This is a genomic window from Promicromonospora iranensis (assembly GCF_028994805.1).
Classification (GTDB): domain Bacteria; phylum Actinomycetota; class Actinomycetes; order Actinomycetales; family Cellulomonadaceae; genus Promicromonospora; species Promicromonospora iranensis.
This window is the reverse complement of sequence record NZ_JAJQQP010000012.1, coordinates 43,504-65,148: the sequence shown is the minus strand read 5'-3', so window position 1 is coordinate 65,148 and position 21,645 is coordinate 43,504. Positions and strand designations below refer to the sequence as shown.

General features: G+C 71.2%; 18 protein-coding genes. 2 read left to right on the top strand and 16 right to left on the bottom strand.

Going from position 1 to position 21,645, the window contains the following annotated elements:
- Positions 1-57: 57 nt before the first annotated feature.
- From LUM46_RS20005 to LUM46_RS19980, 6 genes are read right to left on the bottom strand one after another with little or no spacing between them, the layout of a single operon-like run.
- On the bottom strand, positions 58-1,920 hold the full coding sequence (locus LUM46_RS20005) for a DUF6270 domain-containing protein (RefSeq protein WP_274996379.1): 1,863 nt from the start codon (positions 1,918-1,920) through the stop codon (positions 58-60).
- Positions 1,917-3,095, bottom strand: coding sequence for a non-hydrolyzing UDP-N-acetylglucosamine 2-epimerase (wecB, locus tag LUM46_RS20000; protein ID WP_274996544.1), 1,179 nt, complete (start codon positions 3,093-3,095; stop codon positions 1,917-1,919). Before wecB ends, LUM46_RS20005 begins: the two co-directional genes overlap by 4 nt.
- Before the next feature lie 14 nt (positions 3,096-3,109).
- Entirely contained in the window at positions 3,110-4,237 is a 1,128-nt protein-coding gene (locus LUM46_RS19995) for an ABC transporter ATP-binding protein (protein ID WP_274996377.1), read from the bottom strand.
- Positions 4,227-5,129: an ABC transporter permease gene (locus tag LUM46_RS19990; protein WP_274996376.1), complete on the bottom strand. Its 903-nt coding sequence runs from the start codon at positions 5,127-5,129 to the stop codon at positions 4,227-4,229. The genes LUM46_RS19995 and LUM46_RS19990 overlap by 11 nt, the downstream gene beginning before the upstream one ends.
- Entirely contained in the window at positions 5,126-6,859 is a 1,734-nt protein-coding gene (locus tag LUM46_RS19985) for a glycosyltransferase family 4 protein (protein ID WP_274996375.1), read from the bottom strand. Before LUM46_RS19985 ends, LUM46_RS19990 begins: the two co-directional genes overlap by 4 nt.
- Positions 6,859-8,199: a glycosyltransferase family 4 protein gene (locus LUM46_RS19980; RefSeq protein ID WP_374726941.1), complete on the bottom strand. Its 1,341-nt coding sequence runs from the start codon at positions 8,197-8,199 to the stop codon at positions 6,859-6,861. Before LUM46_RS19980 ends, LUM46_RS19985 begins: the two co-directional genes overlap by 1 nt.
- A gap of 92 nt (positions 8,200-8,291) precedes the next feature.
- On the opposite strand from LUM46_RS19980, the gene LUM46_RS19975 reads away from it, so the two are divergent.
- A complete protein-coding gene (locus tag LUM46_RS19975) occupies positions 8,292-9,362 on the top strand; it encodes an LCP family protein (RefSeq protein WP_274996372.1) in 1,071 nt (356 codons plus the stop codon).
- Positions 9,363-9,436: 74 nt separating this feature from the next.
- Here the strand turns inward: LUM46_RS19975 and LUM46_RS19970 are convergent, their stop codons facing one another.
- Together LUM46_RS19970 and LUM46_RS19965 are read right to left on the bottom strand one after the other, a co-directional pair.
- Positions 9,437-11,218, bottom strand: a complete 1,782-nt coding sequence (locus LUM46_RS19970; RefSeq protein ID WP_274996370.1) for a phospho-sugar mutase — start codon at positions 11,216-11,218, stop codon at positions 9,437-9,439.
- Positions 11,219-11,222: 4 nt separating this feature from the next.
- Complete coding sequence (locus tag LUM46_RS19965; RefSeq protein ID WP_274996369.1) at positions 11,223-12,062, bottom strand: purine-nucleoside phosphorylase; 840 nt, start codon at positions 12,060-12,062, stop codon at positions 11,223-11,225.
- Between the two features lie 88 nt (positions 12,063-12,150).
- Here LUM46_RS19965 and LUM46_RS19960 point away from each other — a divergent pair, with 88 nt between their 5' ends.
- The gene (locus LUM46_RS19960) at positions 12,151-13,701 is read left to right on the top strand and encodes an NAD(P)H-quinone dehydrogenase (RefSeq protein WP_374726940.1); all 1,551 of its coding nucleotides are present in this window, start codon (positions 12,151-12,153) and stop codon (positions 13,699-13,701) included.
- 24 nt (positions 13,702-13,725) lie between these two features.
- On the opposite strand, the gene LUM46_RS19955 is transcribed toward LUM46_RS19960, so the two are convergent.
- The 8 genes from LUM46_RS19955 to LUM46_RS19920 form a co-directional block, all read right to left on the bottom strand.
- Complete coding sequence (locus LUM46_RS19955) at positions 13,726-14,190, bottom strand: hypothetical protein (RefSeq protein WP_274996368.1); 465 nt, start codon at positions 14,188-14,190, stop codon at positions 13,726-13,728.
- Between the two features lie 9 nt (positions 14,191-14,199).
- Positions 14,200-14,700, bottom strand: a complete 501-nt coding sequence (locus LUM46_RS19950) for an NUDIX domain-containing protein (protein ID WP_274996362.1) — start codon at positions 14,698-14,700, stop codon at positions 14,200-14,202.
- Positions 14,701-14,748: 48 nt separating this feature from the next.
- Entirely contained in the window at positions 14,749-15,213 is a 465-nt protein-coding gene (locus LUM46_RS19945) for a hypothetical protein (RefSeq protein ID WP_274996361.1), read from the bottom strand.
- 124 nt (positions 15,214-15,337) lie between these two features.
- Positions 15,338-17,143 carry an acetyl/propionyl/methylcrotonyl-CoA carboxylase subunit alpha gene (locus tag LUM46_RS19940; protein ID WP_274996359.1) on the bottom strand — a complete coding sequence of 602 codons (1,806 nt, stop codon included), beginning with the start codon at positions 17,141-17,143 and terminating at the stop codon, positions 15,338-15,340.
- Between the two features lie 265 nt (positions 17,144-17,408).
- Entirely contained in the window at positions 17,409-18,467 is a 1,059-nt protein-coding gene (locus LUM46_RS19935) for a hypothetical protein (RefSeq protein ID WP_274996358.1), read from the bottom strand.
- Positions 18,468-18,509: 42 nt separating this feature from the next.
- Positions 18,510-19,211 (bottom strand): nucleoside triphosphate pyrophosphatase, encoded by a 702-nt coding sequence (locus LUM46_RS19930; protein WP_274996356.1) that lies wholly within the window; start codon positions 19,209-19,211, stop codon positions 18,510-18,512.
- A gap of 143 nt (positions 19,212-19,354) precedes the next feature.
- Positions 19,355-21,037 carry a DUF885 domain-containing protein gene (locus LUM46_RS19925; RefSeq protein ID WP_274996354.1) on the bottom strand — a complete coding sequence of 561 codons (1,683 nt, stop codon included), beginning with the start codon at positions 21,035-21,037 and terminating at the stop codon, positions 19,355-19,357.
- A gap of 69 nt (positions 21,038-21,106) precedes the next feature.
- Positions 21,107-21,601 (bottom strand): hypothetical protein, encoded by a 495-nt coding sequence (locus LUM46_RS19920; RefSeq protein ID WP_274996352.1) that lies wholly within the window; start codon positions 21,599-21,601, stop codon positions 21,107-21,109.
- Positions 21,602-21,645: the final 44 nt, after the last annotated feature.

The window sequence follows — 21,645 nt, the reverse complement described above, 5'->3', positions numbered from 1 at the left end:
GTTTCGGTGAGGGATCTTGTCCCTTCACGAGGTGGGATCATCGTCCGCCGACGACGGTCATCTCTTTGCGGCTGGTTTCTTGACCAACGCAGATTTGTCCTTGTCGGTCATATCGAGGTACGCGTCCAGGGCAGCAGGTCGACCGGTCTGGACAAGGAAGAGGAACACCCGAGCACGTGCGCCGATGTCCTTGAGGTAGGAATCGGGGTTGTGCGCGCCGATCAGTCGGTTCGCATCTGCGATGAACCTGAGGCGTGTGTCTGAACGACTCTGCTTGCGGTATTCGCTCACAAGGTCGCTCGTTAGAATGCGATTCCAGTACCGGGCCTTGAGTACTCGCCTCTTTGTCGCTGGAGTCTTCGCGTTTGAAGCGGCCTTGAATGTTGCCCAGACGACGGCAAGTGGGCCGGCCCCGGCGATGGTGGGCAGGGGTGGCTTGGTAGGTACGTTTTTATGTCGGACCAGGTAGTAGCATTCAACGCCGCTCTCTACGGACACTCTCTCGGCCAGGGCGTAGGCGGCCATCGCGAACGGCCGTTCGATAAGCGTCGGTAGCGACATGTCGAACTCTATCTCGTTCTTTCGAAGGAAATCCGTTCGGTACAGGCAGTGTGCATGCAGGACCTCGGCAAATTGGAAAGTCCCCAGTTCGATTCTGTCGTGAGACTTTTCGAACGGCTTCTTCGGTACTGAGTGTCCTACGCCGACGGGCTTGCCGATGACGATTTCTGAAGAGTTTGTGTAGGCTCTCTGGACCATTGCCTGCAAAGCGTCGAGCCCAAGGCGGTCGGGGGCGTTGACGAAGTATATGTACTCTCCGCGCGCTTCGATGACTGCTGTGTTTCGTCCAGAAGCGGACGACGCTGCTCTCTCCTGGGAGATCGTTCGAAAGTTGCCGATCGGAAAAAGGCGCTGGTGCTGGTCGAGGACCTGCTGTGTGCCGTCCGTCGAACCGTTGTCGACCACCAGCACCTCGATGTTCTCGACCCCGATGCTTTGGCGCTGTATGCTTTCCAGGCAAGTACCCAATGCGAACGCGTCATTGTTGTTCGACACGACAACTGTTACTAGAAGGTCTGGGGATTCTGCAACTGTCGATCCGGTTGCAGTGGTAGAGGTGGTGCTCTGGCCAACCGAGGCCGTGGGTGCGGAACCGATGCCTGTGCCGCCCGCCCCCCAGACGACGCGGCCCTCGGCCCCCGTCAGTCGGCGGACCACTTCCAGGTACACCTTCTCCGAGTAGTGGAACGGCGCGTCACCCCAGGGATGGTGCGGGCTGGAGACCACCTCGGACGGTTCCATCGAGATGACGTGAGCGCCCAACGCCTGGGCCGCAGCCTGCGCGTATGAGCGGAAGACCGGGTTGGCTTCTGCAGCCTGCATGCCGAAGCTCCCTGGCGTCTGAGCCCCGGTCTCCGACCATTCCGCCCACGGGATGTCGAGCAGCACGATCGTCGCTTGCGACATCTGGGTACGCATCTGCTCAGCGACGTACTCCATCGCGGTGGTCCAGTATTCGAAATGCTGCTGGGTGCCGAACGCGATGTGTTGCGTGCCCTGTGGCAGATATTGCTCGCCGCCTGACTCGATGAGCTCCACCGAGCGGGTCACGATGGAGCCATCGGGCAGAAGATAGGCCCCGAGCCGCTCGTCGGTCAGGTCGACGAGCACGAAGTCCGTCGCGGAGCCGTGGGTCGCCATCTGCGAACGCAGGCTGGACGAGAAGTCGCCGGTGATCATCCGCTGCTGGAACCGCGACTTCAGCGTGGGCGGAGCCATGAGCTCCACCGGCTTCGTGTAGGCGCTGAGCACCGACTGCCGTGCGACGTACTCCACCAGCTCGAAGTGTTCGGGATCAAGATGCTCGAACGTGTCCCGTGACACGCACGAACCGTAGATAAAGACCCTGGTCTTGCTCATACCCCACCCTCTGCGGAAACTGCGGTGAACTGTTCGTCCACCAGATCGAAGTCAGGCAGCACGTCAGGCAGCACGGGCGCGAGCATACGTGCCGTCGCGTCGAGCACCCGCTCCGCGCTGTGCCCGTCGCCGTACGGGTTGACGGCCTGAGCCATGGCGGCATAGGCGGCGTCGTTCGTCAGCAGCCGGTTCACCTCGGCCACGACCCGCTCCTCGGCGGTGCCGATGAGCCGGGCGGTGCCGGCCTCGACAGCCTCCGGACGCTCCGTGTTGTCGCGCATCACCAGCACCGGCTTGCCGAGGCTCGGCGCCTCTTCCTGGAGCCCGCCGGAGTCGGTGAGCACCAGCGTGGACAGCGACAACAGGTGCGTGAACTCGCCGTAGCCCAGCGGCTCGGTCACCGTGACGTTCGCGAGCCCCGCGAGATGCGGCAGCACGGCGTCACGTACCACCGGGTTGCGATGTACGGGGAGAACGATCTCGGTCTCGGGGAACCGGCGGGCGATCCGTGCCAGCGCACGCCCCACGCCCTCCATGGCGTCTCCCCAGTTCTCCCGGCGGTGGGTGGTCACCAGCACGACTCGACGGCCCGACGCCGCCACCCGGGCGACTGCCGGGTCCGTGAACGCCGTCCGGCGCTGGACCGCGAGGTAGAGGGCATCGATGACGGTGTTGCCGGTCACGACGATGTCGTCCAGCTGGACGCCTTCGGCCACGAGGTTCGCCAGGCTCCGCAGGGTCGGGGCGAGGTGCAGGGCCGCGATCTGGGACGTGATCTTGCGGTTCGCCTCCTCCGGGAACGGCGACGCGATGTCACCGCTGCGCAGGCCGGCCTCCAGGTGGATCACCGGGATCTGCCGATAGAAGGCAGCCAGTGCGGCAGCCGTCGAGGTCGACGTGTCGCCCTGCACGATGACGGCGTCCGGTCGGCGCCGTTCCAGGATCGGGTCGAGCAGCGTCATGACACGAGCGAAGATCTCCCCGAGCGTCTGGCCGTGGCTCATGATGTCCAGGTCATGGTCCGGCACGATGCCGAAGACGTCGTTGACCTGGTCGAGCATCTCCCGGTGCTGTCCGGTGACGACCGTCAGCGAGTCGAACCGTTCGTCGGCCTCGAGCGCCGCGATGACCGGAGCCACCTTGATGGCCTCGGGACGCGTCCCGTAGATCGTCATGACGAGGGGGCGGCTCACTGGCCCTCCATCCTTGCGCGCAGGGCGTCGGCACGTGCTGCCGTGGCCCGGGCCTGCTTGGCGTCGCGCCCCGTAGGCCGGGCATGCCGCTCCCGTACCCGCCCCTTGGGCGGTTCAGGCGTGTCGAACCGCACCTGCGTCTCCCGTCGTTCGGCGAAGGCTTCGTCGAGAACCTGCTTGGCCTCGTCCGGCTTGTCCTTCGCGTGGGCCCAGGCCCACTTGCGGTAGCGGACGGCGACGTCCTGCGCCTCGCCGTCGAGCACGAGGCGGCCGTGGTGCAGCCAGATGGCGCGGGTGCACGACTCCTCGATGGTCTGTGCCGCATGGCTCACCAGGAACACCGTTCCGGCCTCCTTGCGCAGCCGCTCCATGCGAGCCTCGCTGCGCTCCTTGAACGCTGCGTCACCGGTGGCCAGGGCCTCGTCGATGAGCAGGATGTGGGGGCGCGCCGCCGTCGCGATGGCGAAGCGGAGCCGCGCCGCCATACCCGACGAGTAGGTCCGCATGGGCAGGTAGATGGACTTGCCGAGGCCGGCCAGCTCGATGACGTCCGGGATGGCGGCCTGCGCCTCGGCGGGGGACAGGCCCATGGCCAGGCAGCCGAGGCGCACGTTCTCCTCACCGGGCAGGTCCGGCACCAGGGCGGCGTTCACACCGATGAGCACGGGTGTGCTCTCGGCCAGCACCTGGCCCTTGGTGGGCTTCTCCAGGCCGGCGATGATCCGCAGGAGCGTGCTCTTGCCGGACCCGTTCTGGCCCACGAGGCCGATCTGCTCGCCGGAGTTCGCGACGAACGAGATGTCCGTCAGCGCGCGCACCGTCACCTTGGGCTCCTGGCCCAGCGTGTTGAGCACCGCACGCTTCAGCTTGGCGCGGCGGCCACGGGTCGTGTCGGTCGAGGGCGTCCGGTAGAACATCCGCAGGCCCTGGACGGCGACCGTGGGCCACAGCACGGGTGTGCTCCCGGACCGTGGCGCGACGGCGGCGAGCTGGCCGGTGTGCGGCGGGGCCTGCACCGACATCGGGACCGCGCCCGAGAACGGGCCCTGGAGCGGCACCGGCATCGAAGCGGGTCCGCCCTGGCCGAGCTGTGGCGGCATCGGGTAGTCGAGGTCAGCGGCCATAGCTCTCCTCCGCGCTCCAGAAGGTGATGAACCCGATGACCAGGGTGCCGACGGCCCAGCCGCCGAGCCACACCCAGCGCATCGGGTCCGGCGTGGTGGCATAGAGCACGCAGTCCCGCACGATGTCGAGCACGATGAACATCGGGTTGGCCTCGAGCCACCTCTGCAGCTCGGGCTGGTCGGCGAGGAGCGCGTCGAACGAGAAGAACACCGCCGACGCGTACAGCCACACCCGCGTCACCATCCTGACGAGGTTCACGACGTCCGGCAGCGCCGCCGCCCACCGTGCGACCAGCAGCGAGATCCCTGTCGTGAACATGACCTGGAGCGCCAGAGCAGCAGGTACCAGCGCGAGCCGCCAGGTGTACTCCTCGGCCGGCGACGTGAAGTAGATCAGCGCGGCCAGCGTCACCAGGGTGGGGCCCAGGTTGAGCAGGTTGCGCAGCACCTCCGCGATCGGCAGCGCGGCCCGCGGGAACGTGAACGCCCGGATCAGGTTCTTGCCGGTCTGCACCGAACGTGCCGCACCGGTGATCGACTGCGTGGTGAACTGGAACAGGAACACGCCGATCAGCAGGTACCCGACGAAGTTGTCGATGTCGCGGGCGTTCTTCATGAGCAGCCCGAACACCAGGAAGTACACCGCGCCGTCGATCAACGGGTTCAGGATGAGCCACGCCTTGCCCAGCAGGCTCTGCCGGGTACCGCTGGCGACCTTCGCCCGTGCGTCCGCCCAGAGGAAGTGGCGCCGCGCCCACAACAGCCGGATGTACTGCCCGATCGGCGGCCGTGCCCCGACACGGGACAGGTTGCCGAGCGTCACCAGCTTCGTGGTCGTCGGCGACGCGTCGAACAGAGCCGCGTACGTCCCGGTCTCCGGCCCCGCGCTCATCCCGTCACCCCGAGACACCGCCGGTAGATGCCCTGATACGTCTCCGCGTTCCTCACCCAAGTCCTCTCGATGGCCACCCCACGGCCGCGCTCGACCAGCTCGGCGCGCCGTCCGGCGTCGTTCAGGAGGGTGCCGACCGCGTCGGCCCAGCCCTCCGTGTCGTCGGCGTCGACGTGCAGCCCGGCACCGCCCACCGCCTCGACGAGCGCGGGCAGCGCGCTCGCGACGACCGGCCGGCCGACCGCCATCGCCTCGACGGGCTTGAGCGGTGTCACCAGCCGGGTGACCTGGTGGTCACGGCGGGGTACCAGCACGACGTCGAGCGCGGCGAGCCAGGTCAGGGCGACGTCGGGCGGCACGCGTCCGGGGAGCAGCAAGTGGTCGGCCACGTCCAGCTCGCGGGCGAGGCGCGCCAGCGACGGCCGCGAGACGCCGTCGCCCACCAGCAGGCCCGTGACGTCGTGCCCGCGGGCGCGCAGCGTGGCGACCGTGCGGACCACCGTCTCCAGGCCCTCGTAGTCGACCAGGCTGCTCACCGTGCCGATGGCGGGCCCGGCCGGGAGGCCGAGGGTCGCCCGCGCCGCCTCCGGCGTGGGGTGCTGGGCCGTGAGCAGCGCGTCCGGCACGGCGTTCGGCACCACCGTGATGTGGTGCGCGGGCACGCCGCGGGCGACGAGCTCGTCGCGCATGGTGCCGCTGAGCGTGACCACGGCGTCGGCGGCGAGCGCGAGCTCGGTCTCCTTCGCGCGCATCAGCTCGCGGCGGCGGGACGACGCCGCGCGGGCGCGTGCCGCCGGCGTGCCGTGCGACGCGACCCACGTCTCCTCGGGCAGCCCGCGCACCTCGTAGACCCACGGGATCCCGAGCCGACGGGCGGCGGCACGCGCCAGCACCCCGTTGCTCGACGGTGTGGTGGTGTGCAGCACGTCCGCCCTCACCTCCCGCGCGGCCTCGGTCAGCAGGTCCGTCTCCTGCGCGGTCCGGCGTGCGACGTCGGACGCGACGCGTCCCGGGATCAGACGGCGATAGGTGACGCCGTCGACGACGTCGGCCCCGCGGGCCGCGAGCGACCCGATGGTCAGCGGGTAGCCGGGCCGGGTGGTCGCGACCGCGGGGAGCCCCGCGGCGCGCTGTGCCACCAGGATCGCGTGCGAGCGGAGCGTGTAGCCGCTCTGCGTGTGCGGCAGGGAGTTGGTCAGGTGGTGCAGCACGGTGAGCGCGCCCGAGCCGTGCGGCTCCGGCGCTGTTCCGGTCGCCCGGGAGCCGGCGGCGTCGTCCGCGGGCTCGGCCCGCAGCACGGACACCTGGGCGCGGAGGCCGGCGGGCGCGTCGGGCCCGATGGCCTCGACGTCGCCCAGCAGCCAGGCGGCGCGGAAGCGGGCAGGTCCGGCCGCGTCGACGTGGTCGAGCAGCTCGGGCCTGCCCACCGCGACGGCGACCTCGGCCGCGACCCGCAGGCCGCGGCCGTCCCGGCGGGTCAGGAGCTGTTCGGCCTCGTCGGCGGCGCAGGCCGTGTCCCCGGCCAGCATCCGCCCGAGCGCGTGGGCCGCGGACGGTGCGGGCGCGTTCCCGAGCGCGCGCACGAGGGGCCGCCGCAGCGGCTCGGGCGCCCGCCGGGTCGCCTGGATCGCGAGCCACAGGGGGTCCTCGACGAGGGTGCGAGCCACGAAGGACGTGGTGAAGCGGAGGTTGCGCGCGAGCTCGCCCGCACGACGGAACGGCAGTGCCATCAGAACCGGACCCTCCGGTCGAGCGGGGCGTCCGGCAGCGGACTGGGGAGCAGGGTGTCGAGGAGCTCGGTGTACCGGTGGCCCAGCACCTCGTCGCTCGCGTGCTCGGCGACCCAGGCGGCGGCGTCGGACGATGCGGCGGGCACGACGCCGTCGGACAGCCAGCCGCACCACAGGTCGGCGAGGCCCTCGACGTCGCCCGGGCGCACGACGGCGCCCGCGCCGTTGGCCGAGACCAGGCTCGCGGCCTCGCCGGCGAGACATGCCGAGGCGACGACGCCGGACGCCATGACCTCGTACAGCTTGGACGGGACCGTCCACTCGAACGGCTCCCAGTCCCGCAGGGAGACGACGACGGTGTCGGCCCAGGCGTACAGCTCGCGCACCTCGGTGGACGGCACGGAGGGCTCCACCCGGACCGGTGCGTCGAGCTCGGCCGCCAGCTGCCGGAGCGGCGCCAGCTCGTTGCCGTGCCCCACGATGCGGACGTCCAGGGCGTAGCCGCGCTCCTTGACCAGGGCGGCGGCGCGCACGGCGACGTCCAGACCCTGCGACCGGCCGACGGTGCCCGCGTAGACGACACGCAGCGGGCGGCCCGTCAGGACCACGGGAGCGTTCCCACGCACGGGCGCGAAGGCGGTCCCGTTGCGGACCACCGCCACGTCGCGGACGCCACGTGCTCGCAGGACCTCGGCGAAGGCCGCGGTGGTCGTGACCACGAGGTCCGCACGGGTCTGGATCCGCGTCACGGTGCGGTGCACGGCGCGGGCCGCGAGATCACGGAGCCGACGGCGCAGACCGCCGGTGCGGCTCCGGCGCAGCAGGATGCCGCTGGGCTCGATGAGGTCCGGCCAGGCGTCACGCATCTCCACGACGAACCGGGCCCGGTGCCAGCGGGCGAGAGCCCAGCCGGCGATGACGCTCGGGATCCCCGGCACCGTCGCGATGACCACCGCGGGTCGACCCGCGGAGGGCCGGACGCCGCGGAGCACCGAGCTGATCGCGGCGACCAGCTGGTCCGCGGCGCGCGAGCCGAGCCCGTGGGAGTGCTCCCGAAAATTCACCCGGATGATCTTTTCCCCATTACTGCCCCTGACCACTGAACCTGGCCGGAATGCGGGTGAAGAATGGGTGATTTTTCCCGAAGGGTAGTGCGGGGGAGGTGTCAGGACGGTTACCGGAAAACCGGCCGGCACCAGGTGCCCGGTGAGCGCGCCCCAGCGTCGCTGAGGGGCTCCTGACTCGGGCGCAAAATGGTGTGTGACCAGGAGAATCGTGCGGTTCTGCGGCCGTCTGGCGCCAGCGGTCACTGCGACTCTCCTCTCTGTCCGACGCCACATCAGCGGTCGCCGGATTTCACCCTTGCGGCCTCTTTCCGGTTGCGGGCCAGGCTCAAGAGTAGTAGCCGAATTCGCCACTAAGATCATCGCTCATGGCCGCCCCCGATCGAATGAACGATCTACTCACCGCACCCAACCCCGTGGACGGGGACGTGCGGCATGCCCGACGTGCACCCCGGAGCCGCGGATTTGTCGCCGGAATCGTCGTAGGTGCCCTCCTGCTGGTCGGTGGGGGAGGAGCCGCGGCGTACTTCGGGTACCGGATGTCGCTCGACAACAACATGGAGCGGGTCGACGCGTTCGCCGAGATCGATCCCACGACGCGGCCCAGCGCGCCCGCGGTGGAGGGGCCGACGGCGCCCGTGAACATCCTCGTGCTCGGCTCCGACAGCCGGATCTCGGCGGGCGACCCGACCGCGTGGGAGGCGGGCGCGCAGCGCACCGACGCGATCATGCTCGTGCACCTGGCCGCGGACCGGAAGTCGGCCGCGGCGATCTCCATCCCCCGTGACTCCTGGGTGCCCATCCCGGGCCACGGCGAGGCGAAGATCAACGCCGCGTTCTCCTACGGCGGCCCGTCCCTCATGATCCAGACCGTCGAGAACCTCACGGGCGTGCGCATCGACCACTTCGCGGTGACCGACTTCGAGTCCTTCGAGGCGCTGACCGACTCCCTGGACGGTGTCGAGATCACGGTGCCCGACGGCAACGGCGGCTCCGTGCGGCAGGCGATGAACGGCGAGGAGGCGCTCACCTTCGCGCGCGAGCGGTACGCGCTGGCGAACGGCGACTTCGGCCGCGTGCAGCGGCAGCAGGCCTGGATGCGAGCCATCGTGGCCAAGGCGAAGAACAGCATGACGGAGCCCCTGAAGATGGGTCGCTTCCTCGAGACCATCACCAGCTCGGTGGCGGTCGACGAGGGCCTCACGATCGACCGGATCCAGGATCTCGTCATGGGTGCCGGGGACATGGCGACGAACGACATCACCTTCATGACCGCGCCGTACTCCGGCACCGGGCGCAGCGCCGACGGGCAGTCCATCGTCGTGCTCGACCGCGCGACGTTCGACCCGCTCATGGAGGCCGTGGCCAACGACGAGGTGCCCGACTTCGTCGCCGCCAACTCGGACGTCGTGGACGTGCTGCCCGCGGTCGTGCAGTAGGCATCAGGGCACCTGACTGGTCACGACGGTCCCGTCACCCCCGTGGGGTGGCGGGACCGTCGGTGTCAGAGGCGTCAGAGACCGAGTGCTGCCCGGAGGTCCGCCTGCACCTGGGCCAGGCGGTCCCGCGCGGCGACGCGCGCCGCGGACAGGGTGTCGGCGGAGGCGTCCGGCTCGACCGGCGACACCACCTCGATGTAGCACTTGACCTTGGGCTCGGTGCCGCTGGGCCGGACGATGACGCGCGTGTCGTCGGCGGTCAGCAGCACGACGCCGTCGGTGGGGGGCAGACCGTCGAGGCCCTCGGCGAGGTCACGGACCGAGTCGACGGGTGAGCCGGCCAGGACGGACGGCGGCGCCGTGCGGAGCGCCGCCATGGTCGCCTCGATCCGGGTGGGGTCGTCGAACCGGGCCGAGAGCTGGCCGGTGGCGTGCAGCCCGCAGGCGCGGGCCACGTCGTCGAGGCGGTCCAGGAGCGTGCGGCCCTCCGCCGCCAGCCGGTTCGCCAGCTGTGCGACGGCGACCGCCGCCGACAGCCCGTCCTTGTCCCGCACGTGCTCGGGGTCGACGCAGTAGCCGAGCGCCTCCTCGTACCCGAACACGAGGTCCGGCGTCCGCGAGATCCACTTGAAGCCGGTCAGCGTCGTGGCGTGCGCGAGCCCGTGGTGGGCGGCGATCGCCGCCAGGGCGCGCGAGGACACGATCGAGCAGGCCAGCGTGCCGCCCTTGCCTGTTCGCGCCGCGCGCTCCGCGGCGTCCCAGCCGAGCAGCATGCCGACCTCGTCGCCGTGCAGCATGCGCCAGCCCTGCGAGAAGGCGGTCTGCGTGCCCTGGTACGTCCCGTACTGCGGGTCGACCACGGCGACGGCGCAGCGGTCGGCGTCCGGGTCGTTCGCGATGACGAGATGCGCGTGGGCGCCCTGTGCCAGGGCCAGCGCCATGTCGATGGCCCCCGGCTCCTCCGGGTTGGGGAAGGCCACGGTGGGGAAGTCCGGGTCCGGCTCGGCCTGTTCCTCCACCGGCACGACGTCGTCGAACCCGGCCTCGGCCAGCACCCGTGCGACGGCGGCGCCACCCACCCCGTGCAGGGACGTGGTGACGATACGGAACGCGTTGCGCGGCTCGTCGTCGTGCAGGGTGGCCACCGCGGCGTGGTACGCCTCGGTGATCTCCTGGCCGAGCACGGTCCACCCGGACTCGGCGCGCGGCACGTCCTTGGCGGCGCGGACGAGCGCGATCTCACCGGCGATCAGGGCGTCGTACGGCGGGACGATCTGCGCCCCCTGGCCGGCATCGGTGACGACCCGTCCACCCAGGTACACCTTGTAGCCGTTGTCGGCGGCGGGGTTGTGGCTGGCCGTGACCATGACACCGGCGTCGGCGGCGAGATGGCGTACCGCGAACGCGAGCACCGGCGTGGGGCCCGGCGCGGGCATGAGCAGCACCTCGGCGCCGGCGGCGACCAGCACCGCCGCCGTGTCGCGGGCGAACTCGGCGGAGCGGTACCGGGCGTCGAACCCGACCACCACGCGCGGTGTGCCGCGGTCGATCTCCTTCGTGAGGAAGGCGGCGAGGCCTGCCGCGGCGGCGATCACCACCGCGCGGTTCATCCGGTTCGGGCCGGCGGCCATGGTGCCGCGCAGCCCGGCCGTACCGAACTGCAGCAGGCCGGAGAACCGGTCGGCGAGCTCGGCGACGGCCAGCTCGCCCACGTTGCTGTCGGTGGTGCGAGCGACCAGGTTGCGCAGCTCGGTGACGTCGGCCGCGTCGACGTCGGCGGCCATCCAGGCCTCGGCGCGCGCGACGAGATCGGGCGCGGAGTGCGCCGTGGCGGTGGTCGGCAGGTTGGCGGACATGGCGTCAGATCTGCTTGATCACCCGAGCGAGCAGGTCGCTGATCCGCGGCCCGGCTTCCCGGCCCGCTTCCAGCACCTCCTCGTGGGAGAGCGGGTGGGGACTGATGCCGGCGGCGAGGTTGGTGGCCAGCGAGATGCCGAGCACGTCCATGCGGCAGTGCCGGGCCGCGATGGCCTCCAGCGCCGTCGACATCCCGACCAGGTCCGCGCCCATCAGGGACGCCATCTTGACCTCGGCAGGCGTCTCGTACTGGGGGCCGCGGAACTGCGCGTACACGCCCTCCGGCAGGTCCGGGTCGACGCTGCGTGCGACGTCGCGCAGGCGCGGCGTGTAGACGTCCGTCATGTCGGCGAACTTCGCGCCCTCGAGCGGTGTCTGACCCGTGAGGTTCAGGTGGTCCTTGATGAGGACCGGCTGGCCGGGGCGCCAGCCGATGTGGACGCTGCCGCAGCCGTTGGTGAGGATCACGGTCTCGCAGCCGGCGGCCGCGGCGGTGCGGACGCCGTGGACCACGCGGCGGGGGCCGAGGCCCTCGTAGAGGTGCGTCCGGGAGCCGAGGACCAGTGCGTGCCGCACCGCGCCGTCGGGCCGCTCGAAGCGGATGGAACGCGTGGTGCTCAGGTGGCCCTTGACCGCGGGCTGGATGAAGCCAGGGATCTCGGCGGTGGGGATCTCCGCGACGACGTCGCCGACCAGCTCGGCCGCACCACCCCATCCGGAGCCGAGGACGAGTGCGACGTCGTGTCCCCGCACCCCCGTCTTGGCCGCGATGTACTCCGCGGCCGCGGCAGCGACGTCGAACGGGTCGGTCATCGGGTCGTCAAGATCTGGCTCCGTGCTCATGGTCCGAGGTTAACGCCACTTTCCTCCTGGCACGCGCCCACGGGCCCAGCGGATCCCCGAGGCGCGCGGACGATGCGAGAATGGGATCGTGACCTCCCTCGATCCCGCAGCTGTCCCGCCCCACGTCGTCGTCGTGGGAGGTGGGCCCGGCGGCTACGAGGCGGCGCTCGTGGCCCGCAGCCACGGCGCCCAGGTCACGGTGGTCGAGCAGCAGGGCCTGGGTGGTGCGGCGGTCCTGACCGACGTCGTCCCCTCCAAGACCCTGATCGCCACCGCCGAGTGGATGACCATCGCCGACAGTGCCCACGAGCTCGGTATCCGGACGCCCGATGACGTCGTGGACCCGATGTCCGACGCCGATGTCTCGCCGGCGACCGGCAGCATCCCCGTGGTGTCCGCCCACGCGGCTCCGGCGCTGGGCAGCGCGGGTGTGCAGGCGGCGGCGTCCGCGGCCGGGACGGCGGACGAGAAGCGCAAGCACTTCGTCGACCTGCAGGCGGTGAACAAGCGCGTGCTCGCGCTCGCCCGTGCGCAGAGCGCGGACATCCGCGGCCGGCTGGAGCGCGAGGGCATCCGCATCGTGCACGGCACGGGCCGGCTGGACGGGCCGGCGCACGTGGTCGCCGAGCTGCCCGACGGCACGACCGAGCGGCTGGAGGCGGACTCGATCCTCCTCGCGCTCGGCGCCACCCCACGCACCCTGCCCACCGCTGTGCCCGACGGCGAGCGGATCCTCACCTGGACGCAGATGTACAACCTGCGCGAGCTGCCCGAGCGGCTGATCGTGGTGGGCTCCGGCGTCACGGGTGCCGAGTTCGCGGGCGCGTACAACGCGCTCGGGTCGGACGTCGTGCTCGTCTCCAGCCGTGACCGGGTGCTGCCCGGTGAGGACGAGGACGCCGCGGAGCTGCTCGAGGGCGTGTTCCGCTCCCGGGGCATGACCGTGCTGTCCCGCTCGCGCGCCGCATCGGCGGTGCGGACCGACGACGGCGTCGAGGTGACCCTGTCGGACGGCCGCGTCGTGCACGGCTCGCACGTGCTCGTGGCGGTCGGCGGGGTGCCCTCGACCTCGGGCCTCGGGCTCGAGGAGGCGGGGGTACGGCTGTCGGAGTCGGGGCACGTCGTCGTGGACCGGGTGTCCCGCACCTCGGTGCGCGGCATCTACGCGTCGGGCGACTGCACCGGCGTCCTGCCGCTCGCGTCCGTGGCCGCCATGCAGGGCCGCATCGCCGTGGCGCACGCCCTGGGGGACGCCGTCCAGCCGCTCGCGCTCCGTACGGTCGCCTCGAACATCTTCACCGCGCCCGAGATCGCCACGGTCGGCTACAGCGAGGAGAAGCTGCGCGCGCAGAACTCCCGGTACATCACGACCACGCTGCCGCTCGCGCGCAACCCGCGCGCCAAGATGCTCGGCATCAGGGACGGTTTCGTGAAGCTCTTCGCGCATCCCGAAGCGGGTGTCGTGCTCGGCGGTGTGGTGGTGGCGCCGCGGGCGTCCGAGCTGATCTTCCCGATCACGCTGGCCGTGCAGCACCGGCTCACCGTCGAGAACGTGGCCTCCGCGTTCACCATCTACCCGTCGCTGTCGGGCTCGATCGCGGAGGGCGCGCGCGTCCTGGACGCGCGAGTAGGCAAGTAACCCACAACCCGCTGCTCGGCGCTGCTAGGCGACGGAGGCGTCCAGGACGATCTGGCCGTCCTCGACCTTCGCGTGGGTGACCGTCAGGCCGGGCACCTTGGCCTCGAGCAGGCGCTCCACGTCGACGGCGATCCGCGCGTCCGGCTGCACGTCCACGACGCCCGGCGGCAGGCCCTGCTTGGCGACCTCCTGCTCGATCGGCGCTGCGGCGAGGCTGAGCAGCCGGTGTGCCGGGAGGCCGGCAGCGTTCACCTCGACGGAGAGCGTGGCGACGCCCCGCTCGAAGCCGGCCAGCTTCACGTCGGCCCGCACGATCGGCGCGATCTTCACGGCCAGCTTGAGCGGGCCGGGCAGCGTCTCCAGGCGGCGCAGGTCCGCGACCACGCGGATGACGTCCCCGTCGCCGACCACGGACGTGATGATGGGCGGGGCCTGATGGGCGATCCTCGCCAGGCCGAGCACCTCTTCGGGTGCGATCCGGATGTGCACGAATCGACCTTAACCCAGCATGGTGAGCAGCCGCGGCAGGGCCTCACCGAACGCGGGGAGCAGCGTCAGCGAGCCGAGGTCCCCGAGCCCCACCCAGCGCACCTCGAGGCTCTCGGGATCGGCGGCGCGCGGCTCGATGCGGTACCCGGGGGCGACGTCGGCGACCACCGTCGTGTAGGTCCAGGCAGGGTGCTCCAGCACGTACGTGCCGACGACGTGCACCGCTGCCGGGTCGATGGCCGCCTCCTCGGCGGCCTCGCGCAGGGCGCCCGTCGCCGGCTTCTCGTCCGGTGCCAGCGCGCCGCCGGGGATGCCCCACGTGCCGCCCATGTGCGACCACAGGGCACGGTGCTGGAGCACCACGTCCGACGGCGCTCCGTCGGCGTCCCGGCGGACGAGCAGCAGCCCGGCGGCGCCGAACAGCCCCCAGTGCCGGTGGTCCCCGCAGGTCACCCACCCGTCCCCGCCATGCCGGTGCAGGTCGGTCGGGGGCACGGTCGCGTTCGGCACTGCGTCAGTCTGTCAGGTCCGGGCGGTGCGTGTCAGCGTGCCTCGTTCTCAGGCGGGGACGCCCTCGACGACCACGTTGCCGTCCTCGAACCGGAAGTCCGTCACCTCGGCGAACGACCCGCGCATCAGGGCGCGCACGTCGAGGGAGATGGTGCCGTCCTTGCGGAGCTGTACCGCGTGCTCGGGCAGGCCGCTCTTGCGCGCCATCTTCGCGATGGTCCCGGCGGCCAGCGGGAGCAGCTTGGTGGCGGGCAGGCCGGCGGCGTCGGCGTCGACCTGGAGCACCGCGATGTTCTGCCAGAACGACGTGATCCGGGCCGAGCCGTGCATGACCGGGACGGCCTTGGCCGCGATCTTGACGGGCAGCGGGGCATAGGTCAGGCGGCGCAGGTCTCCGGTCAGGGAGATGACGCCGTCGTCACAGGTCAGCTCGCTGACGAACGACGGGAGCGACTTGCGCGGGCGGACAAGGGCGATGGCCTCTTCAGGGCTGAGTACTACGACGTGTGTCACGTCGCAGAACCTAGCGGATCAAAAGCGACTTTCCGGCCGCGTTCCACCGCTAAAGTGACCTACTGAGCTCTTTTCACCCGTGTTGACGAAGAATTCACCCGGTCGAGGGCTGGCGAGCTCCTGCTCAGTCGACGATCTCGCAGATCGCGGCGCCCGCCGTCACACCGACGCCGGGTGCGGCGGTCAGGGACCGCACGGTGCCCGCGCGGTGCGCAAGGATCGGCTGTTCCATCTTCATGGCCTCCAGGACGACGACGAGGTCGCCCTCGGCCACCGTCGCGCCGTCCTCGACCGCCACCTTGACGATGGTTCCCTGCATGGGGGAGGCCAGCGTGTTCCCGGCGGTTCCCGACGTCTTGCCACCGGCGGTGCGCCGGGCCGGACGACGAGCGGCGTTCGCCGACCGCGCGCGGCCCGCGGCGACGCCCAGGCCGGCGGGCAGGACCACCTCGAGGCGGCGTCCGCCGACCTCGACGACCACGCGCTCGGCGGCGACCTCTTCCTCCGGGGCCTCCGGGGCGGCGGCGGGCGTGGCCGGGGCCAGCGTCTTGAGGGTGTCGGCGAACTCTGTCTCGATCCAGCGGGTGTGCACCCGGAACGGGGAGCCGTCGGCGGGGACGAACGCGTCCGCCTCGAGGACCGCCTTGTGGAAGGGGACGACCGTCGGGATGCCCTCGACCACGAGCTCGCGCAGGGCGCGGCGAGCCCGCTCGACGGCCTGGGTGCGCGTGGCACCCGTGACGATGAGCTTGGCGATCATCGAGTCGAAGGCGCCGGAGACGGAGTCGCCCGCGACGACGCCCGTGTCGACGCGCACACCGGGGCCCGTCGGCCACGCGATCGTGTTCAGCCGACCTGGCGCCGGCAGGAAGCCCATGGCCGGGTCCTCGCCGTTGATGCGGAACTCGATGGAGTGCCCGCGGACCACGGGAGAGTCGTAGCCGAGCGCCTCGCCGGCCGCGATGCGGAGCTGCTCACGCACGAGGTCGATGCCCGTGACCTCCTCGGTCACCGGGTGCTCCACCTGCAGGCGCGTGTTCACCTCGAGGAAGGAGATGGTGCCGTCCACCCCGACGAGGAACTCGCACGTGCCGGCGCCGACATAGCCGGCCTCGCGCAGGATCGCCTCCGACGCCGCGTACAGGGACTTCTCCTGCTCCGGCGTGAGGAACGGCGCGGGCGCCTCCTCGACGAGCTTCTGGTGGCGGCGCTGCAGGGAGCAGTCCCGGGTGGAGACCACGACGACGTTGCCGTGGGTGTCCGCGAGGCACTGGGTCTCCACGTGGCGCGGCTTGTCCAGGTAGCGCTCCACGAAGCACTCGCCCCGCCCGAAGGCCGCCACGGCCTCACGGACGGCGGAGTCGAACATCTCGTCGATCTCTTCGTACGTGCGCGCGACCTTCAGGCCGCGGCCGCCGCCGCCGAACGCCGCCTTGATGGCGATGGGCAGCCCGTACTGCTCGGCGAAGGTCTTGACCTCGCTGCTGTCCTTGACCGGGTCGGGCGTGCCGGGGACCAGGGGCGCGCCGGCGCGCTGCGCGATGTGCCGCGCGCTCACCTTGTCGCCGAGCGACTCGATCGCCGACGGCGGCGGACCGATCCACGTGAGGCCGGCGTCGATCACCGCCTGGGCGAACTCCGCGTTCTCGGACAGGAAGCCGTAGCCCGGGTGCACGGCGTCGGCGCCGGAGCGGCGTGCGACGTCGAGCAGCTTGGCGGGGTCCAGGTAGGTGTCCGCGGCGCGAGCACCGCCCAGTGCGAACGCCTCGTCGGCGAGCCGCACGTGCAGCGACTCCCGGTCCTGGTCGGCGTAGACGGCGACGGACGTCAGCCCCGCGTCGGCGCATCCACGGGCCACGCGGACGGCGATCTCACCGCGGTTGGCGATGAGCACCTTCGAGATGGTTCGGGGCAGGCTGGAACTGGGCACGGCTCACCGTAACCCGGTCGTCAGGGGCGGACGTACCGCCTCCGGGTACCCGGCGAAAAGTCTGGGGAGCAGACCAACCCCGGCGCGGGCCGTTTGGAGGGTTCAGACATGGCGTCGGCCCTGGAGCGTCGGCTGCCGCGACCTCCATTGTGCACATCCGGCAGAAGGCACGTCCTCCAGGCCAGGCGTCGAACGTAGGGGCGGTCGCGTTCTGGGCGTCTGTGCAGCGACCACCCCTACGTTCGGGGGTTTGGAGCGAATGTGCCTACGTTCGTCGCCAGGCCCCACGGTCACGTTGCGAATGTCCTCCAGACATCTGTGGCGCGACGACGGGGGTATCAGCCCGGGAACTCGACCACAGTCGTCGTGGCGGCGCGGTTGTCCACAATGCCGGCGGACCGGCCGCCGGTGAGCCGCCCGATGCCGTGGGATCAGTGCCATGAGACCCGTCAGGCCCGTGCCACAGCCGCTGCTGGCGGTCGCCGCCGCACAGGAAGGCCTGGTGAACAAGGCGCAGTGCGAGGCGGCAGGGGTGAACAAGGATGCCGTGGCGTTGTTCATCCGGCAGGGCCGGTGGCGTCGCGTCGCCCGGTGTGTCTACGACACCGACCCGGAGCCGCTCGAGCGGCGTCAGCGGGACGGCCGCCATGACCACGTCCGGCGCCGGGCTGCCTGGACGGGCATGCTCGCGGTGCCGGACGGGATCGCCACGGGCGTCTGCGCGCTGGCGTTGCTCGGGGTCGGTGGGCTGCCCGCCGACCTGAGACCGGAGGCAGCTCGTCCGGGCGGCATGTACGCGGTTGTCGGTGAAGGGGTCGTGCTGCGTCGGTATCGGTTCTTCGCGGACCAGCCCTACCGAGGGCGCCGGATCGCTGCGCTGGTCCCGGCACTGGCACAGGCGCTGCCCCACCTGTCTCGGTACGAGGCCGTGGCTGTCCTCGGCGACGCGCTGCGGCAGGGACGCCTCGGTGAGGCCGGGCTCCGGAGCGTCCGTGAGCTCGTGCGGGGGCGGCGTGGCGCCGCAGGTGTGCACTGCCTGTTCGACCTGACAGAGCGGCGCGACGGGTCGATCGCCGAGACATACGCGCGGCTGAGCTGCATCGACCACGGCGTGCCGCCGGACGGGCAGCAGGTCACGTTCATCGCGGACGGTGTCGTCCTGGCCCGGGTCGACTTCGTCTGGGGTCTGCCCGACGGTCGCTACGTGGTGGTCGAGATCGACGGACGAGCATTCCACTCCGGCGAGACGATGCTCGCTGACGGCTCCCCACACAGACGTAGCGCCGTAGTCGAGCGTAGGGGTGGTCGCTTCATGGGCGCTCATGAAGCGACCACCCCTACGCTCGGCGGCTTAGTGCGACGGTGCCTACGTTCGGCGGCGGCCAGGGGCGGCTGGGGTGCGGAGGGTCCGCCAGGGGACGCCCAGCTCGCCCAGCAGCTCGCGCAGCAGGGGGAGGCTGATCCCGACGACGCCGTGGTGGTCGCCCTCGATGCGCTCGACGTACGGCCCGCCGAGGCCGTCGATGGTGAACGCCCCCGCCACGTGCAGCGGCTCCCCGGTGGCGACGTAGGCGTCGATCTCGTCGTCCTCGATGTCCGCGAACCACACGGTGGTCGAGCTGGTCGAGCCGAGGGTGCCGCCGGTGCCCCCGGCCTCGTCGTCGCGCAGGTCGACCACCCAGTGGCCCGAGTGCAGGACACCCTTGCCCCCACGCATGGCGCGCCAGCGCTCGCGCGCGGCAGCGGCGTCGGCGGGCTTGCCCACCACGGTGCCGTCGAACTCGAGCATGGAGTCGCAGCCGACGACGATGACGTCGTCGGGCGCGTCGGGCGCGTCGGCCTCGGTGTTGTCCCGAGCCCGCTCCAGCCGGGACGCCACCTCCTCGGCCTTGGCCTGCGCCAGCACGAGCACGGCGTCGGCGGGATCGAGCTCGCCGAACCGTTCGGTGGCGTCGGCGAGGACCTTCTCCTCGTCCACGCCGGACACGACGACTTCCGGGGTGACTCCGGCGGACTTCAGCGTCGCGAGTCGGGCGGGGGACTGTGAGGCGAGGACCAGGCGTGGCACGCGCGCCACAGTAACGAGGATGCGGGCCGGCGATACAGGGGCACCGCGAAGCGCGCGATGTGACCCACGTCACTTCCCAGGCTTCCGGGTGGGTCAGACGCCCGGGGCACCCGAGTGCCCCGGAGCGTCTGACCCGGCGGACGTCAGGCCATCGCCTCGCGGAGGGTGTCCAGGCCGACGGAGCCCAGGTTGAGCGCCCGCGCGTGGAAGGCCTTGGCGTCGAAGCTCTCGCCGGCGGCCGCCCTGGCGGCGTCCCGCGTCTGCTCCCACAGCCGCTGGCCCACCTTGTAGGACGGCGCCTGCCCCGGCCAGCCGAGGTACCGGTTGAACTCGAAGCGGACGAACGACTCGGGCATGTTCACGTTGGCCCTGAGGAACGGCCAGGCCTTCTCGGCGGTCCAGGTGCCGCCGCCCCACTCCTCGGGGGCGGGCATACCGAGGTGCACCCCGATGTCGAACACGACGCGCGCCGCGCGCAGGCGCTGCGCGTCGAGCATGCCGAGGCGGTCGCCCGGGTCCTCCATGTAGCCGAGCTCGGCCATGAGCCGCTCCGCGTACAGGGCCCAGCCCTCGCCGTGGCCGGACACCCAGCAGGCCAGGCGGCGCCAGTTGTTGAGCGTCTCGCGCGCGAACACCGCCTGGCCGCACTGGAGGTGGTGGCCCGGGACGCCCTCGTGGTAGACCGTCGTCTTCTCGCGCCAGGTGTTGAACTCCGTGACACCCTCCGGCACCGCCCACCACATACGGCCCGGCCGGGACCAGTCGTCGCTCGGTGGGGTGTAGTAGATGCCGCCGGACTGGGTCGGCGCGATCATGCACTCCAGGTCCAGCACCGGCTCCGGCACGTCGAAGTGCGTGCCGTTCAGCGCGGTGATCGCCGCGTCGGACGTCTCCTGCATCCAGGCCTTGAGCGCCGCGGTACCGAGCAGCTTGCGCGAGGGGTCGGCGTCGAGCACCGCCACGGCCTCCTCGACCGTCGCGCCCGGACCGGCGACCGTCGCGGCCACCGACTCCTGCTCGGCGACGATGCGGGCCAGCTCCTCGAGACCCCACTGGTACGTCTCGTCGAGATCGACCTTCGCGCCCAGGAAGTACCGCGACCAGAGGGTGTACCGGTCGCGGCCCACGGCGTCGGCCTCGGGCGCCCGCGGCGCGAGGTCGCGCTCCAGGAAGTCGGCCAGCCTGCCGTACGCGGCCTGCGCGCCCTGCGCCGCCCGTACCAGGTCACCGCTCAGCGCGTGCCCCTCGCCGAGCGTGGCGCTCGCGGCCTCGCCCGTCACGAACGACGTGAAGAAGGAGTCTCCGGCGGCCAGCTCCCGGGCCTGCGTGACGCACTCGCGCACCTGGCGGACGGCGGCGACGTCGCCGCGGGCCGCTGCCACGGTGAGGGACTCGATGTACCCGTCGACGGCGCCGGGGAGGGCGGTCATGCGGGACGCGATGTTCTCCCACGCCTCCACCGAGTCGGTGGCCATGATGTCGAAGACGTCGCGCAGCTGCTGGACCGGCGACTCGATGTTGTTGAGGCTGCGCAGGCCCTCTCCGGCCTCGTGCAGCTCGAGGTCGAGCCCCACCCGCTCGCGCATGGCGGAGAGGGTGACGCGGTCGACGTCGTCCGCGGGCTCGAGCCCGTCGAGCTTCGCGAGGACCTCCCGCCCGGCCTGCGCGACGGCGTCGTGGCCGGCCGGGGAGAGATCGCCGATCTCGTGGTCGTGCCCGGGCAGGCCCATGGCCGTGGCCGAGAGCGGGACGAGCTCGGTCAGGCGCGTGACGTAGTCGTCGGCGATGGCGTCGATCGGTGTCGGTGTGCGGGAAGGGCTGGTCATGAGGCTGAGCCTAGGGGGGTGCGGCGGCCCCGAGGAGTGAATCCTCGCCGCTCGTCGCGCCGGGTCGACTCAGCTCCTCCTGTCGCCGGGAGCGTTGTGCTGCGCCCGGATCAGGCGGATTCTTTCCCGCCGTTCGCTCCTGCCGAGCTGTTCGCCCGCGAACGAGACCAGCCGACCGGTCCCTGGATCGACATGTTCAAGCCGCATCGGCCCGAAGCCCCGCACGAAGGTCGCGTACCCCTGTGCCGCCTCCTTCTTCTCACGGAACGGGATGAAGACGTCGACGCCTCGGTTCACCACGAATGCGAGCACGCTGATCATGAAGGGAGCCAGCGCCCAGAGGGGCTGGTCGAGTACCCAGAGAGCCAGCGCGATCGCAGCTGTTCCAAGGCCGATATAGAGCGACCAGCCCACAGTCACCCACATGGCATGCGCCGACACTCCGGGAACCAGTGCGCGTTCGATGTCGGGATGCCACTCACCGGCCACGTCACATGCTCCCTGATCTCGTCGATGCGCACTGCCGCTGTAGCGCACGGCGTTCGTGCGTACAAGACCGGTCATGACGGCCGAGCCTATTGGCACGCTCCAGTCGTGCCGAGATATTT